This is a genomic window from Variovorax cryoconiti (assembly GCF_051216395.1).
GTDB lineage: Bacteria > Pseudomonadota > Gammaproteobacteria > Burkholderiales > Burkholderiaceae_C > Variovorax.
On record NZ_JBPJZI010000007.1, the window covers coordinates 88,246 to 103,757 of the forward strand.

Consider the following 15,512-nt stretch of genomic DNA (forward strand, 5'->3'; position numbering starts at 1 on the left):
GTCCCGCGAGGTCGGGCTTGCAATTCTCCGAAGAAGCTGCGCGGTCACAACCGCAGCGAGCACGCAACATATCGGGTGACGCACTCGCTTCGATTGGTGCCAGTACTCATGCAGGCCTAGCGGCGTCGCGCCGACTTCACGAGGCCTTGCCTCAACGCAGTCTTGAGGGTCGGCAGCGAATCCAGGCAATCCTTTACAGACGCATCTTCCAGCCCTCTGTGCAGGGCTGTCATCTCGATCGCGAGCTTGGAAGAGATCAGGCTCGCGAACAACTCGTCGCCGGCAGCGCTATCTTGGGCGCTCTTCTTGATCAGCTTCAGTCCTGCGATCGTCAGCGCGTAGAACTTGCGACCATCGCTGCGAGACGGTTGAGGCACTGTGGAGGGGAAGTCTACGAGTTCGATCAGCCCATTGCGCTTCATCGCCGCAATCTGCGTGATGACGCGTGTCTGAGGACACATCATGCGGGCTGCGAGGCCCTTAGGACTCATAGCGACGCGCTTTCCTTCGGGCGCGTTTGCCTCAAGGTGAAAAGCAATAAGCCATTGCGTCACATTGACACCGGCCGCGTCAGCTGCCTCCGAAATGAAGCGGGTCGCGAGTTCTCCCATGGCTGCCAGCCGGGGCAGGAGCAACGTCTGAGAGGAAGTTCGCACTTTGGAAACTGGCGAGTGGAAGGGCTGACCAGGAGCGACATGGCGGTACCGGATCGGATTTGGCGTTTCTGCAACAGTTCGCGAGAAAAATTTCTTTGCCTAGAACTTTACTAAACGGGCCTTCGTCGTGCCGCGAAGGCTAACTCAAAAATGAGCTGGGAAATCTGAGTGATGCAATGACGGTCCTTATTTGCTCCGCGCTGGACTACCTGACGGATCAAATCAAGACGAAGCGGTACATCTATCTGGGCTTTGCGCGCACCGCTCGAGCCTCTTTGAGCGGTGCCATGCCTGCCTCATGATGGTGAGATGACCTCGAACCAGATGGATGTTTTGGCCCCCCCCGAGCCGGCGCAGTGCGTGTGCTCACAGGCGCATGCGCACGCCGATATGCACCTGCAGACGCAGCAGCGCATCGAGTCGTATCTGATGTCGCGCTACGGGCCGGTCCTAGACACACCGGCGCTCGCCGAGGTGCTCCGCTTCAAGACGGTGACTGCGTTGGAGAAGAGCATGGAGCGGGGTCACTTGCCCATTCGCTGCATGGACACGCCGCACCGGCGAGGAACGTATGTCCTAGTCGCCGACGTCGCGGCCTACTTGGTGTCATCGACACCGGAGGTCACCATCGAACCACAGCCGAGCCCGTCTGCATGAGCGCAGAAGGTCCGGTAGGAAAGGAGCACGAGAAGAACCCGAAGCTTTGACTGGCCACTGATGGCAGAAGGCCCGCACACAGCTACCAACTGTGCACGGGCCCCATGAGGTCTGCGCTCTAAGCAGCCTTGACTTTACTGCCACCCGCGCGAGGTTTCAAGACCTTTCGCGCTGGGGAGACGTTCGTCTTCGATTTGGTCGCGATCTGTCCGTTCCGATCGGCGAAGAACGTATCAGCGACGCTACAGCGTCGCCCGGCGTGCTCGCTCGTCTGGATTGGACAGCTGCCTTGGGTCTTCCCGTGCAAATGTGCCCGCAAGGGCTTTTGCAGAGAGGAAGTCAATGAACCGTTCCGTTTTCTACTACTCGCGGCCCGCGCATCGCGGGAGTTCGAGTCGCAACCAGCGACCACAGCAGCCCCACGCCATCGCAGGAATGAACTCGGCCCTTAAAACGATCCGCCTCGCGCGCGCAAGTGAGATGCATGGCTAAACGTCGCTATGCAATGGATGAGGAAAAGATCGCCCGATTCCACAAGGAAAAACGGGGCGAAGGTGAAGGCGCTGAGTACAAACCCTTCCTGACCATTCACGACGTTCCGTCGCACGGCCTGTCATCGCGCGTCCTTGGTCGCAAGACTGGACGGCTGCATCACGTGCTCTCCAAGCTGGAGCGCGCCGCCCTGCTGATCTACGACTGGGAGGACAGTGTCGATGATCTGCGCGAGCAGTTCCCGCTGGATCGCGAAGAAACGCGGAGGATTGCCGAGAAGATGGGCGTCAAGCATCCCAGGGATACCCAGACCGGGGTCGACATCGTGATGACGACCGACCTGGTCGTAACGATCTCTCAGGATGGTCAGCGATCGTTGCTGGCTCGTGCGGTCAAACCCGCCAATGACCTCGGAAATACACGGGTGCTGGAGAAGCTCGAAATCGAGCGCCGGTACTGGACCGCACGACAAGTTGCATGGGCCGTGATCACGGAGCATGACATCTCCGCGACGCGAGTGGGCAATCTCGAGTGGCTCCTGGAGATGCGAAGCCTGGATCGAATGGTTGCTCCGCACCCCCACTACTGGCACGACAGATGCCATCAGTTCCTCCATGCGCTGACGCACGCACAAGGCGGCAGCATGCAGTGGCTGTGCTCGTACCTCGAACAGCAGCATGGATTTCGAACGGGAGAGGCGCTGACCGTGCTGCGTCACCTGGCGTCGACCAAGCGCCTGCTCTATGACCTGGAACGCCCGTTCGACATCAAGGCGCCTGCGGATGTCTTCCAGTTGGCCACAGGTCCGGGCGTGGATGTCGGTGCTGGGCGGAGGGCCGCGTGATGCTTTTCGTCAACCGTGTGCTCGTCTATCCCGCGACGCCGCAGCCGCAGGCCCAGCCTCAGCGCCTGCGCCTGCTGTACCTGCATCCTTCCGGCCAGACTTGGTTTGTCATCGACATCGACGACCGGTGTGCCTTTCCGGTGAGCCGTCAAGCGGCCGAACTCATCGAGGATGTTGCCACTGGACGGGCGCTTCTGCTCACTCCGGCCGAAGATCCTCATGCCTCCATCGCTATGAATTCGAATCCGAGCGCGTCCCAGACGCGCGTGCGTGACGATGCATGGAATTCGATCGCCACTATGGTGAAGCAAGTGCAGGAAATCTTTCATCCGAGGAGACGCTCACAGATGATCGCGCGGCACATCGAGCTCCACCGCGGGAGCAAGCAGGCCATCTACAACCATCTGCGTCGCTATTGGCAGCGCGGTCAGGTCGCCAACGCGTTGTTGCCTGACTTTTTCAAGTGCGGTGGCAAGGGGAAGGAGCGACAGTACGTGGAGGGGAGAAAGCGAGGCCGTCCCCGCAAGTACGGCACGGAGGTCGGAGAGAACGTGACCAAGGCCACCCGAAAAATATTCGCGATCGCGGTGAACCTCTACGCCAGCAAGGACGGCTTCACGCTGACCGGGGTCTACGGCGACATGATTAAGCGATTCTTCTCTCGCCAGGTCATGGATGAGGAGACGCATCGCACTGGCACTGTGGCGCGCGACATCGATCCGAAGTCGGATGAATGGCGGCGTCCGACGTTCGAACAGTTCAAGTACTGGTACTACAAAGAGTTAGATCGCTTCGACATCAAGCGTCGGCGCGTGGGTGCCAAGATCTACGACAAGGACATGCGGGGCTACGTTGGGACGGCCACAGATGGCGTATGGGGGCCTGGCGCGCGTTATGCGATCGACGCCACCATTGCCGACATCTATGTCGTCTCGCGCCTGAACCGCAGGAAGATCATCGGTCGCCCCATCCTGTACGTGGTGATCGACGTTTTCAGCCGGATGATCGTCGGGGTGTACATCGGTCTCGAGGGGCCGTCCTGGGCCGGCGCAATGATGGCCCTGGCAAACACGGCGGGAGACAAAGTCGCCTACTGCAAGCGATATGGTCTGGAAATCGATCCCGAGGATTGGCCGTGCCAGCATCTGTGCACCTTCCTTCTCGCGGATCGCGGTGAACTGGAAAGCGCCAAGGCGGACATGCTTCAGAACATGTTCGGTGTCGTCGTCGAGAACGCTGCCCCCTACCGGGCCGATTGGAAGGGTGTCGTCGAAACGCGCTTTCGCCTCTTGCCAGCAAAGTTCAAGCCGTATGTTCCTGGGTACGTCAAGAAGGACTTCCGTGCACGCGGTGGCGACGACTATCGCCTGGACGCGAAGCTCGATCTGGACCAGTTCACCAAGATCGTCCTCGCCTGCGTTCTCTACTTCAACAACCATCACGAGCTGAAGGACTATGACGCCGACCGCGCCGTGCTTGAAGATGAAGTCCTCCCGGTTCCGCGGGATCTTTGGAACTGGGGTATTGCAAACCGCAGCGGTGCATTGCGGCAGTACGACGAGACGCTTGTCAAATTCGCACTGATGCCGGTCGATTCTGCGAGCGTCACAAAGCAGGGGATCCACTTTCGTGGGCAGTACTACACGTGTGATCGAGCGATGACCGAACGCTGGTTTGACAAGGCCCGGCAGGAACGTAAATGGTCGGTGAAGGTCTCGTATGACTCCCGCTCCATGGATCGCATCTATCTGCACCGAGGCGATGAGCAGCCGTTCGACGTGTGCACGCTCACGACGCGCAGTCGGGCGTTTCGTGAGCTCTCCGAATGGGAGATTGCGGAGCAAGCCGAGTCGGGGAAACACGCATCGGCGAACCATCGACCGGACCAACAGATGGCGAACTCGGCACTTTTGAACGTGATCGACGCCACCGTGGCCGAAGCTGAGGCGCAGACAGATCCGGCATCCGAGGAGAGCAATCGCAGCCGCGTGAAGCAAATCCGAGCCAATCGCGCCGAGGAGAAGGCCGCGCGCCGGTCTGATGAAGCGTTCATTCCGACTGAGATCCAAGAGGGCACCACCGAATTGGCGCACACGCAAGCAGCGGCAAAGCGTGGCGAAGTGATTCAGTTTCCTACGGCCGATACCGACCTAGACGCCGAACCGGACATCACCGAAATCAACAGGACCGGAAGTACCGAATGACACAGCTTGACCACAGGATCACCAACCTTCCCGAGTATGAAGCTCATCCCTTCATCAAGGTACTACCGCCGATCTGCTCCATGAAGGAGTGGGGTGAACGTCTGAGGGGCACCGTTTTCTTCGAGGTCGGTGAACGGCGATGCGCCGCGTGGCTGAGGAAGCATTGTGTGATGCGGCTGCTGGACTACTTCGAGCCGATGGAGCGTCAGATTCGTTTAGCGGAGCGCCTAGACATGATGATCCGCCGGGGGTACATGGGCCGAAACCCTTCGGCGCCCGGCTACGCGGCGCGCCTTGCAGGGGGCATTCGCCAAGCGATGCAAGGTCCTGGTACGAACAACGTTGTTCCATTCTTCCATCCAAGCGCATTGAGTTTTGCATTGACGGGATGCTCGGGCATCGGCAAAACACGCGCGGAAGAACAGATCCTCTCGCAGTACCCGCAGATCATTGCGCATCCAGAGCTTCAGATGATCCAGATCGCATGGATCAAGCTGGAGAGCCCGCAGAAAGGCGGCCCCAAGCAACTGTGCATCGACTTCTTCACCACCGTGGACGGGTTGCTGGGCACAAACTACTTCAAGCTCTACGGCAAGGGCGGCGAGGACGAGATGGTCGTGCACATGGCGGAAGTCGCCACGCTCCATGCCATCGGCCTCCTGATCGTCGACGAAATCCAGCATCTGAAACATGCGCGCTCCGGCGCGGGTGAAGAAGTGCTCAGCTTCCTCGTGAAGTTGGTCAACACCATCGGTGTGCCAGTCGAGTTGATCGGTACGCCGAGCGCGGTCGACGTGCTTCAGGGCAACTTCCGCCAAGGACGTCGCTCCAGTGGATTGGGTGCCCTGCGATGGGATCCCATGCCGAAGGACAAGGTGTGGGACTACTTCCTGGAGAAGATGTGGAGATATCAGTGGACGCGCGAGGTCACGCCTCTGACGCCGGAACTCAGCGCTGCTCTTTACGACGAGACGCAAGGTGTGACGGACCTGGTCGTCAAGATCTTCATGCTCGCGCAGATGCGGTTGATATCGATCGGTGAGGTACGTCCTGACGCGAAGGAGATCATCACCCCAGCACTTATTCGACGTGTCTCAAAGGAAGACTTCTGGCTCGTCGCGCCGATGATTCAGGCACTGCGCCTGAAGGACAGCAAGGCGCTGGCGAAATTTGATGACCTCCAGTCCCTGCAAAAGCACGTCGGGGGCATCTTGCAGTCGGCCATTCCATCTCCGCTCGTGACGGGACCGTTTGCATCTCCGGCGCCAGCAGCGCCCAAGGCGAATATCGGGACGCCTGAGTCGGCGGCTCAGAGGTTGATACAGGCACTTCAGGCAATGGGGGTGTCGCAGGACATCGCCCAACTCGTCGTAGGAGGGCTGGGATCGGAGTTGGAGCATGCGAATCCGCTAGATCTCCTGAAGCGAGTCGCCCAGCAGATGGAAGCGCCTCCGTTGGGTCAAGGTACTGCAGATGTGTCCGGCAATCTGGGATCGGTGGCCTCCAAGGCGAAGCCTGCGAAGACAAGGCGTGCGAAGGTGCAAGCGGGCAAACAGCCACCGACGGAGACCAGTGCGGGCGCAGAGGATGGGATTCATCCGCCCGCAGAAGACCTACCCCCCGATGACCTGCGTCGGATCGCTGCCCAGGGGACTGCACAAGCGTATACGCCGTATGAGGCGCTTCGCAGGTCGAACGTCGTCGGCATCACTCGACGACATGTCGCGCAGGATCAGGTGGGTTGACATGCTTGCCTACTTTCCGAGGCCCTACCCCGGGGAGATTCTCTACAGCGTCCTCGCTCGTCTATGGATGCACCTTGGGCAACCCAAGCCCCGTGCTTTCATGGAGTTGATTCTCGGGAGCAGGAACGGCCGCGCTGCGCTGATCTTTCCGGGACATCTGGAAGAAGTCGTACAGCGCGCACCGTTCAATGCCCTGCAGGCAGATCGAGTCATCGACGAGTTGACGCTGTTCCCGTATTACACAGCCTTCGAGACGCCCGAGGTGCGGGCCGCCTTGAGAAAGGGTATGAAGGCCGGGCGCCTCAATACGGTCCGAGCTCAGGCGGGCTTGGAGGCCTACGCGGTGGGTCAGACGGAGGAACTTCGCTACTGCTCGGCCTGTAGCGCACAGATGTACGCGCAGTATGGGGAAATGTACTGGCGCCGCGAACACCAGATTTCTGGTGTGCTTGTGTGCCCGGTTCACCGCCAAAGCCTTTTCACGTGCGCCATCGCGCGCAGCCCTGACTGCTATTTGCCGGCCTCACCAGACACCTGCCCGGAGGAAGGGTCTGCGATCGTGCCGCCAGGCTATTGGGACGTGATGCCACATTTGGTGCGGTTGGCCATGCTGAGTCAGCGTGTGCTCGAGATGCCGCCAACAGGACGCACGCTCAAAGCCTGGCAGATGCACTATGTTCAACAGCTGCGCTCGACGGACCTCTCACGGTCCGTGTGGATGATCGATCAGCAACTGTTCAACGCACAGCTGCGCCACTTCTATGGTCGTGCGTTGGAGTTGTTGCCCAACGTCATGGAGGGAGAGTCACTGCGCGGAAACTGGCTCACGAACATGGTCCGCAGCGATCGTCGGGCGGTTCATCCGCTGTACCACTTGCTCCTGCAGGATTTTCTCGATCAGCGCGATCAACATCATTCGCCATTCGGGGCGGGTCCTTGGCGGTGTGAAAACAAGGCCTGCACCGTCGGCGAGCGCTTTCCGGTCAAGAGCTTCACTTGGCACCAACTGCGCAACGGCATGCGCATCGCCGTTTTTTCCTGTGCCTGTGGCTACAGTTTCGGTAGGGCGCTGGACCAAAGGACAGGAGAAGTCGGTCCGCCGGTCTTCCTGGTGTTCCACGCCCCCATCTCAAAGGAGCTGGATCCGCCTTTGTGCTCATAGCCATTGGAAATGCGCAGGGTTAACTCTGTCTAAACTTTTTCGGGCTGCCATAGCGCGTCATCCACGACCTTGGCAAGTTTGTCCAAGGAAGTATCGGCAGTAGGTGCGTAAGGAGTGCCTCACTCTAAGTGCGGCCATCGATCGCTATGGCATAGATATTTCCTGTTCTCCGAAAGCTGAGAGTGAGACGGCAATGCCTTCAGGTGTCGAGCCGCGAAACCAAAGCAGGAAGCCCGATGCCCGCCTGGATCGCCCAATCCATGGAGCCGCTACGCAACACATTGGATGCATCAGGATTGATGACTGAGACCGAACAACCTTGTCGCCGTGCGGCTTCCGGTAGGTCCGCGGCAGGGTAGACCAAGCCAGATGTTCCGACCACTAACAACAGGTCCGCGCGCTCGATTGAGCGACAAGCCTCGAACCAGATAGCCTCCGGCAAGCCTTCGCCGAACCAGACCACACCGGGGCGAATCAAGCCATTACAAGTGGCGCATCGTGGCGGGGCCAAGCGCATTACAAGTCGCACTGGCTCCCGACACGTCATATCCGGGAGACCGAAGTACGCTCGCCCACAATCGAAGCACCGCGGTGCAAACAGGCTTCCATGTAAATGAAAGACCGCCTTGGCACCAGCGCGTTCATGGAGATCATCAACGTTCTGCGTCACGATGGTCAGTGTCTCTATCGCTGGCCGGGCGGCAAGTGCGCTTAGCGCGAAATGGCCAGCATGCGGAACCGCTTGGGATGCAGTGCGGCGTCGCCACTCGTACCATGCCCACACCATTTCAGGATCGCGCCGAAAGGCCTCTGGAGTTGCAAGCTCCTGGGGATCGTAATGCGACCAAAGGCCTTTTTCTTGGTCGCGGAAAGTGGGAATTCCGCTCTCTGCAGACATGCCGGAACCAGTCAGGACCGCGATGCGTCGTGCGGTGCGCATGGCCGAAACAAGCGATGCTGGCGGAACGATGTTTAAGGTCATAGTCGCGATCTCCTAAGAAAAGCGACAGGAAGGCTCGGCCACGCAAGTCTGAACCTCACGTTGATCTCAAGCCATATTTTCCATGCACCAAGCCGCGCGCACACGAAGGCATCTCAAGAATCGCCCTTCAATTCCGAGTTTCCGCGCATAGGACGAGCGCGGCCAAGATCTTGGCAACGTCAGCATGATTCTCATAGGGAATTGGCTGAACCTGAGGAAACTTGCTAGCGATCGCAGCGCAGCTTTCTGATGGCAGCAGTGCGAACTTCTCACTCTCCCCGGCCCCTGCAAGTCGAGCCTGACGCAGCATGTTGTCTAGGTCTCGGGGATCATTGAGCCCAAAGCCGACGAATAGCATCGTGTGATGCTCGAATACGGATGTCAGCAGCGACAGATACTCCCGCTGTCCAGCGAGTCGCTCGTACTCAACGCGGGTTAGCACCACCGTATTCGAACGAGATGCACAGCCATGAAGCTTTATGACCGGACGGTGGCTCGCGCCGCTGGTTAGATAGCTTCTTGCGTGAACAGCCTCTTGCCAAGTGTAGGTGGGCGTTCCAGGCGGTGCAGCGTACTGAAGTACAAAGTCGTAGTTCGTCGTGAGAACACATTTGACTGGGAGACGAAACACCAGGCGATTTGCAAGGCCTGCGTTCAAGATCGCTGGTGCAAACATGTCAACGAGGGCGCGCGGGTAGTAAACCGTATCTCCGAGCGATTCTCGAAAGAAATCTAGATCAGCGAGGAACTCATCCAACGTTTCAGTAGTGCGAGGCACCTGATCCCGGCCTCGATATCGCTTCAAACTCTCAGCCAGCCTGAGAGGAACCTCACTCCAAGATGGCAGACGCTTCCAGCCGAGCGCGGCATCGTAGGTGACCTTGACGTCGGCCTGCATCGAAAGACCAGATCCCACAAGGACAGAAATGGAGCCATTCCGACAGGCGTTTAGCAGGCCAGGAGGTGGCCTGCAATCGCGGGCGAGGTCTTTAAGGATCGACTTGTCGTCGGGAAGGGGGAGCACCACGGACTGTGGAGTTCTGCCAAGAACTAGATGGCGCACCCTGTCGAGGATGGAATTGATGGCATCAGTCTCGACTGAAGAGATGCCCGCCTTAGCCAACTGACTGGTACAGCGTCTGCACACATAGGCAGACCGCATCTTGAAAGCGCGCAGCGGCTTCTGGGCACACAGATCGAAAAGACACCCACGTAGCTCGTCATGAAGGATTTCTATGTCTGAAAGCTGCGCCAAAACGAGAAGTACGGTCAACGCAAGAGAAGTAAGGATGTTTGCGTCTGGGGCAGCCTCCAGGGCACCTTCTAAATCAGACAAAAATGCGATCTGCCAGTCCACAAGCGTTACGAGCCCGTAGCCATCATTCGCGTGACTGAACCAGTTATCGTCTAGTGCGCGTCCGGTGACGACGATGACAGGTCTCGGCATGTCCTGTCTGCCCATTGCTCGACGAACATCTACTTGGTCACCTGCGAGCGGCAAGTTGCACTCCCCCCTGTGCAGTACGCTGACCGTCTTCTGCGCATGATGAAAGTGCCCGAGTGCACGAGTCAGTTGGTTGGACTGCTCGAAATCCAATTCGTGCGTATACAGTGAAATTTCTTGCGGCACAGCGGTCCCCTCAAACAGGTTCTCGAAAATCCGTTGATGCGTAAGGTGCACCGTTTTCAGAATCTATATGGCGCAACACTGGAGTTTGCGGGCGCTTCGCCGAATACGCAAATCACGGGTCCAATGAGTGAGGAGGGAAAGCGCGAGGAGTTGGCAGATCTGCGCCAGCATGAAATATGGAAAGACCACTGGACAGACAGTTGCTAGGCCGTGTCAAGTACATCCCGATACAGGCAGCAACCAGGCTCGAAAAATCGTCGCGTCTGATTTTGACCAACTGCGTACTTCATATTAAGGATGACGCAGCAAGAGGGCAGCCAGAACAATTGCGCTCACCAGTGACCAAAACTGTCGGAGGGCAAGTATGCGTCTGCCCATGAGCGGGGGGGTGCTATGGCTGGTCGCCATCACCTGCGCCTTGATGGGTTGCTCCATGGCGCCTCCCTTGCAAACGCCCCTCAGCGCCGCGGTGCCTGTGGGCCTACCAGCGCCTGTTGATCGACGCGCCGAGTTCTACCGGTATCTGGAGCGCGAGCTCCAAGCAAGCCAGTCTTCCAGGTCCTTGACAGATGCAGTCGTGCCCTCGCAGGCTACTCGCACGAGCAACACGCCCAGCGCTGCAACACACCTAGCGCCGGTTCCGCTCGTTGATGCGATCCCTCACAGTCCGCCAGCCGGCGGCACGAGCATTCTCATCGCGCCCGGCATCTTCGGAGACTGCGTCGCAAAGCAGTCCTTGCCGTTCAGTGACGGCGTGATGCGCGACGGCGCGATTAACTACACCGAGGGCTACGCGTACCTCTCTTCCCTCGGCTTCAAACGCATCAGGGCGGTCCCCCTTCTTGGCCGTGCATCCTCGGAAGTCAATGCCGCCCGACTGGCAGGGGCCATCGAACAGGAAGCTTCGGATACCACAGTCGATCGAATCATCCTCATGGGCTACTCGAAGGGGGTCGCTGACGCGCTGCATGCACTTGCAGGCATGCAGCGTGACGGGCAGGTGCCTCCCAAGCTCAAGGCAATGGTCTCGCTCGCAGGCGTCGTGAACGGAACCGTCCTGGCAGACCGAAACGTTCATCTCTATGAATCCTGGACACGCGTGCTGTCCCCGCTGGACTGCTCGCCGTCCTACGGCGGGGAGATGCAGAGCTTGCGCAAGGAGTTTCGGATGTCCTGGCTCGCTGCCAACCCGCTGCCCGAGTCCCTCCGGTACTACTCGATCGTAGCGAGCACCACTGCAGAGGACGTCGCCCCCGGCTTGGCTGCGAGCTACAAACAACTGGTCGCGCTCGGCGAACGCAACGACGGCCAGTTGCTGGTGGCCGACGCGATCATTCCTGGCTCGGGCGTCCTGGCAGAACTGAACGCCGACCACTGGAGCTTTCTGCTGCCGCTGGACAAGCACCCCTCCTTTGCGTTGCGCAGCATGGCGGCGCGCAAGTCTTTCCCTCGCATGCAGCTGTTCCGGGCACTGGCCCTCTTCGTTCAGAACGACATCGCGGCGGATGCAGCACGACCAAGGTGAGGACACCTATGCCGAGAGCCGAGCCGACGCCTCGTCCCGACAGGACCCGCATGCATCGAATCGCGGCGACAGTTGCAGGACTTCTGCTACTGGCTGGGTGCACGGACACAGAGATGCGGCAAGGCCCCCCCTGGCCAGCCGCGTCCCACACGACGCTCTACCTTCTGGGTGACAACCAGGAGCGGGAGTTGTTCGGCGACCCAACCTGGTACTCCGGGCCCACGGCCCACTCGTTCAGCAAAGTGGCCATCCGGTCGGTCGAGCAGGACCTGTTCACAAAGTACGTGGTGCAACAGGTGATCGACACGATCGAATCCTCCATCCGGCCAGGCGACCCGCAACCGACCTTACTGCATCTGGGCGACCTGCTCGACTACGGCTGCATCTCCGAATGGGAGAAGCTTATGCAACTGCGCTGGATGCATAGCAAAAGCCTGTTCATTGCGCCAGGCAACCACGACGTCGTGTTTCAGGGCAATGGCTCGTACCTGGGCTGGTTCGGCAAACTCTTTCTGCAGATGAAGGGAGTGGAAGACTCGAGCCTCGACAGCCATCACAACGCTGTGTGCAATCGGGGGAGGCATCACGTTCCGGTCCTCTCCGCGCAGTCCGAGGATCTAATCAGTCCACTGCGTTCGCTTCCTCGCTATGCGAACAACCAGCGCCAGCGAGGCGTCGCCACAAGCATTCGTCAGCTGCCAAACAAGTTTCGCTGTTCATATCTTCGGCTCAAGCTCGAAGGCGTGCCGTGGCCGAACTCGGAGCTCCAGCGCTACTGCGAGGACACGGTCTACTTCTCACGCTACGAAGCGAGTGGCACCGAGGGGGGAGTCGCTCATCAACCGGACCCTGACCTTGATCGGACAAACCTGTCCTGGACCATCGGCATGCGTGCCGGCGGGCAATTCAACAATTGGGACTCCGGCTATCTTGTGCAGGCAGTTCCATCCCTCGTCATCGACTCCTCCTCAGGCGCCGAGATCGGCCAGATCGCCACGATTCTGTTGGACACCACCGACTGGCCAAAGATTCCAAGTTTTACCGTCTTCGGGCCGGCCGACGCCGGCCACAGCGGGCTTCACGCGGCGCAGCGAGTGCAGGTAGAAAAGTGGCTTCAGGCCCTCGGCGATAACCCTCGCATCAAGGCGATCTTCCTCGCAGGCCACTACCCGCTGAAGGATTTTTCCCGGGAGAGCCGGGCATGGCTCGAGGGACTGACGCACTACAAATCCGTCGTTCCTCTCTACCTCAGCGCCCACACGCACACGGGCTACGTCGACGAGGCGACGTGGTTCGGCACGGAGGTACGCATGGGCGAGATCAACGTGGGCTCGCTCACGGACCATCCAGTGCACTACCGGCGCATGGATCTCGAATGGTCTGCGGAGGGAGACCGCCTGCGCGTCAACACAGTGCGCATCGATCCTGCGGACCAATGCATGGTCGCAGGACCACTCAAGGACGCGTTCGACCAAGGGTTCAAGAGCGCCTCAGAGTTCAACGGCGCCATGCAGCCGGGATGGAACAAGGACGAACAGTGGGCAGAGCGCGCGAGATACGCGGCCTCGGCGTTGGCTCCGTTCGGCGGTGACCGTGGCTCGGTCACTCGTCAAGGAAAAACCTTCAGCGCCGATGCAGTGATAGCGGCGGAAGACAGGATGATGGACGCGCTCGCCAAACCAAATGCGACGGCTTTGCGTGCACAGGCAGCGTGTCAAGCCCTTGGCGGTGCGAAAGCATTCGACTTCACCGAAGCCAACCCGCCAAACGAGAAATCGCTTCAGTTCAAGCGCGACGGCGGTCTGTGGCGCCCTGTGTGAAGGCACCGTTCGGCCTACCCGATGGCCTTCAGCGGATCACGGGTCTTCACGGAGCGCTTGTACTCAGGCCGAGAGCCAACCACAGTTCGGGCGGGACCTTGCGTTGAAACTGTCTCTGCATGCTTTTGCCTCAGCTTGATTCAACGAGGGTGAGCACGCTTTGACCATTTGACCGTTCGCGGGTCGTTCTTGGACATCCAAATAATTCGCGCCCTTCTCGGCCAGCAGGACAGCGAACAGAAGTCCACGACTTTGTTTCCGCTGATATTTTTGCTTGAGGAACTCCATCGCAGCGCCAGTCCATTACTCTGATTTTTCAGATGCGACCCCTGGACCGGTAAATCAACAAGTTGCGTGAATGTCAGTCCACAACTTAATTGCCCGGTGCCACCAGATCTTCGTCAACCTGCCGGTGAAGGACCTGAACCGGTCCGTCGCCTTCTTCACGGCGCTCGGCTACACCTTCAACCCGCAGTTCACCGACGAGAACGCGACCTGCATGATCGTGAGCAAGGACCACATCTACGTGATGCTGCTGGTGGAGAAATTCTTCTCGACCTTCACGACGAAGACCATCGTCGACGCCAAGACCAGCACCGAAGTGCTGCTTTGCCTTTCATGCGAAAGCCGCGCGCATGTCGACGAACTCGTCGCCAAGGCGGTGGCCGCGGGCGGCTCGACGCCGACGGCGCCGAAGGACCACGGCTTCATGTACCAGCATGCCTATCAGGACCTCGACGGCCACGTGTGGGAGCTGATGTACATGGAACCCGGCGCGGTGCCGGGCTGACGCGCCGCGGCGGCGATCAGTCGATCGCGACCTTGCCGTCCTTCACCAGCTTCGCGAACTTGGTGGTCTCGTCGGCGATCTGCTTGGCCATCTGGTCGGGCGTGCCGCCCAGCGGCTCGGCACCGATGGCCTGCATGCGCTGCGCGAAATCCGGCGAGCGGATGATCTTGACCATCTCGGTGTTCAGGCGCGCGACCACGTCCTTCGGCGTCGCCGCCGGGGCGAGCACGCCGAACCAGGTGCCGATGTCGAAGCCCTTGAGCCCGGCCTCTTCCAGGGTCGGCACGTCGGGCAGCACCGACGAGCGCTTCGCGGTCGTCACGGCCAGCGCGCGCAGCTTGCCCGCCTGGATGTGCTGCAGCACCGGCGTGATGGTGTCGAAGGACATCGCCACCTGGCCGCCGAGCAGGTCGGTCGTCAGCGGGCCGCTGCCCTTGTAGGCACGTGCAGCAGCTCGACGCCGGTGCTGGCCTGGAACTGCGTGCCGATCAGGTGCTGCGCGGTGCCGTTGCCGTTCGACCCGTAGGCCAACTTCGTCGGCGCTGCCTTGGCGAAGGCCACGAGCTCGGTCACGTTGCGCGCGGGCGTGAGCGCGGCGTTGACCACCAGCACGTTGGGCACCATTGCCACGGTGCTCACCGGCGCGAGGTCCTTCTGGAAGTCGTAGGGCAGCTTCTTGTACACGCTGGTGGCGATGGTGTGGTGCACCGCGCCCATCAGCAGCGTGTAGCCGTCGGGCTTGGCCTTGGCGACGTAGTCGGCGCCAAGCGTCGCGCCGGCGCCTGGCCGGCTCTCGACCACCACCGGCTGGCCGAGGCTCTGCGACAGCTTGTCGGCCAGCGCGCGCGCCAGCACGTCGGTGGTGCCGCCGGCGGGGAACGGCACGATCAGGCTGATCGAGCGTGTGGGCCAGGCCTGCGCCAGGGCGAGCGTGGACGACAGGCCGAGGGCGAGCGCGGCGGCGTGCACGAGGTACCGACGATGCGGCCAAAAGGAAATGCGCAT

General features: G+C 60.1%; 11 protein-coding genes and 1 pseudogene. 8 read left to right on the top strand and 4 right to left on the bottom strand.

Annotated features, from left to right (window positions below; all coding sequences use genetic code 11):
* Positions 1 to 116: 116 nt before the first annotated feature.
* On the bottom strand, positions 117 to 611 hold the full coding sequence (locus ACSFA2_RS17625; RefSeq protein ID WP_435456614.1) for a hypothetical protein: 495 nt from the start codon (positions 609 to 611) through the stop codon (positions 117 to 119).
* Positions 612 to 965: 354 nt separating this feature from the next.
* Between ACSFA2_RS17625 and ACSFA2_RS17630 the strand changes: the two genes are divergently transcribed.
* The 5 genes from ACSFA2_RS17630 to ACSFA2_RS17650 all read left to right on the top strand — a co-directional run bounded on the left by ACSFA2_RS17630 (position 966) and on the right by ACSFA2_RS17650 (position 7,760).
* On the top strand, positions 966 to 1,313 hold the full coding sequence (locus tag ACSFA2_RS17630; RefSeq protein ID WP_435456615.1) for a hypothetical protein: 348 nt from the start codon (positions 966 to 968) through the stop codon (positions 1,311 to 1,313).
* 484 nt (positions 1,314 to 1,797) lie between these two features.
* Entirely contained in the window at positions 1,798 to 2,649 is an 852-nt protein-coding gene (locus tag ACSFA2_RS17635; RefSeq protein ID WP_435456616.1) for a TnsA endonuclease N-terminal domain-containing protein, read from the top strand.
* Entirely contained in the window at positions 2,649 to 4,853 is a 2,205-nt protein-coding gene (locus tag ACSFA2_RS17640) for a Mu transposase C-terminal domain-containing protein (protein WP_435456617.1), read from the top strand. The genes ACSFA2_RS17635 and ACSFA2_RS17640 overlap by 1 nt, the downstream gene beginning before the upstream one ends.
* Complete coding sequence (locus ACSFA2_RS17645; protein WP_435456618.1) at positions 4,850 to 6,598, top strand: ATP-binding protein; 1,749 nt, start codon at positions 4,850 to 4,852, stop codon at positions 6,596 to 6,598. The genes ACSFA2_RS17640 and ACSFA2_RS17645 overlap by 4 nt, the downstream gene beginning before the upstream one ends.
* Before the next feature lies 1 nt (position 6,599).
* Positions 6,600 to 7,760 carry a TnsD family Tn7-like transposition protein gene (locus tag ACSFA2_RS17650; RefSeq protein ID WP_435456619.1) on the top strand — a complete coding sequence of 387 codons (1,161 nt, stop codon included), beginning with the start codon at positions 6,600 to 6,602 and terminating at the stop codon, positions 7,758 to 7,760.
* A gap of 199 nt (positions 7,761 to 7,959) precedes the next feature.
* On the opposite strand, the gene ACSFA2_RS17655 is transcribed toward ACSFA2_RS17650, so the two are convergent.
* Both ACSFA2_RS17655 and ACSFA2_RS17660 read right to left on the bottom strand, forming a co-directional pair.
* Positions 7,960 to 8,742, bottom strand: coding sequence for an SIR2 family NAD-dependent protein deacylase (locus tag ACSFA2_RS17655; RefSeq protein ID WP_435456620.1), 783 nt, complete (start codon positions 8,740 to 8,742; stop codon positions 7,960 to 7,962).
* 127 nt (positions 8,743 to 8,869) lie between these two features.
* Positions 8,870 to 10,423, bottom strand: a complete 1,554-nt coding sequence (locus ACSFA2_RS17660) for an SIR2 family NAD-dependent protein deacylase (RefSeq protein ID WP_435456621.1) — start codon at positions 10,421 to 10,423, stop codon at positions 8,870 to 8,872.
* A 313-nt stretch (positions 10,424 to 10,736) separates the two neighbouring features.
* On the opposite strand from ACSFA2_RS17660, the gene ACSFA2_RS17665 reads away from it, so the two are divergent.
* The 3 genes from ACSFA2_RS17665 to ACSFA2_RS17675 all read left to right on the top strand — a co-directional run bounded on the left by ACSFA2_RS17665 (position 10,737) and on the right by ACSFA2_RS17675 (position 14,507).
* On the top strand, positions 10,737 to 11,897 hold the full coding sequence (locus ACSFA2_RS17665; RefSeq protein WP_435456622.1) for a hypothetical protein: 1,161 nt from the start codon (positions 10,737 to 10,739) through the stop codon (positions 11,895 to 11,897).
* Positions 11,898 to 12,085: 188 nt separating this feature from the next.
* A complete protein-coding gene (locus ACSFA2_RS17670) occupies positions 12,086 to 13,717 on the top strand; it encodes a metallophosphoesterase (RefSeq protein WP_435456623.1) in 1,632 nt (543 codons plus the stop codon).
* Between the two features lie 358 nt (positions 13,718 to 14,075).
* On the top strand, positions 14,076 to 14,507 hold the full coding sequence (locus ACSFA2_RS17675) for a VOC family protein (RefSeq protein ID WP_435456624.1): 432 nt from the start codon (positions 14,076 to 14,078) through the stop codon (positions 14,505 to 14,507).
* 16 nt (positions 14,508 to 14,523) lie between these two features.
* On the opposite strand, the pseudogene ACSFA2_RS17680 reads toward ACSFA2_RS17675, so the two are convergent.
* Positions 14,524 to 15,512 (bottom strand): annotated as a pseudogene (locus ACSFA2_RS17680) (Bug family tripartite tricarboxylate transporter substrate binding protein).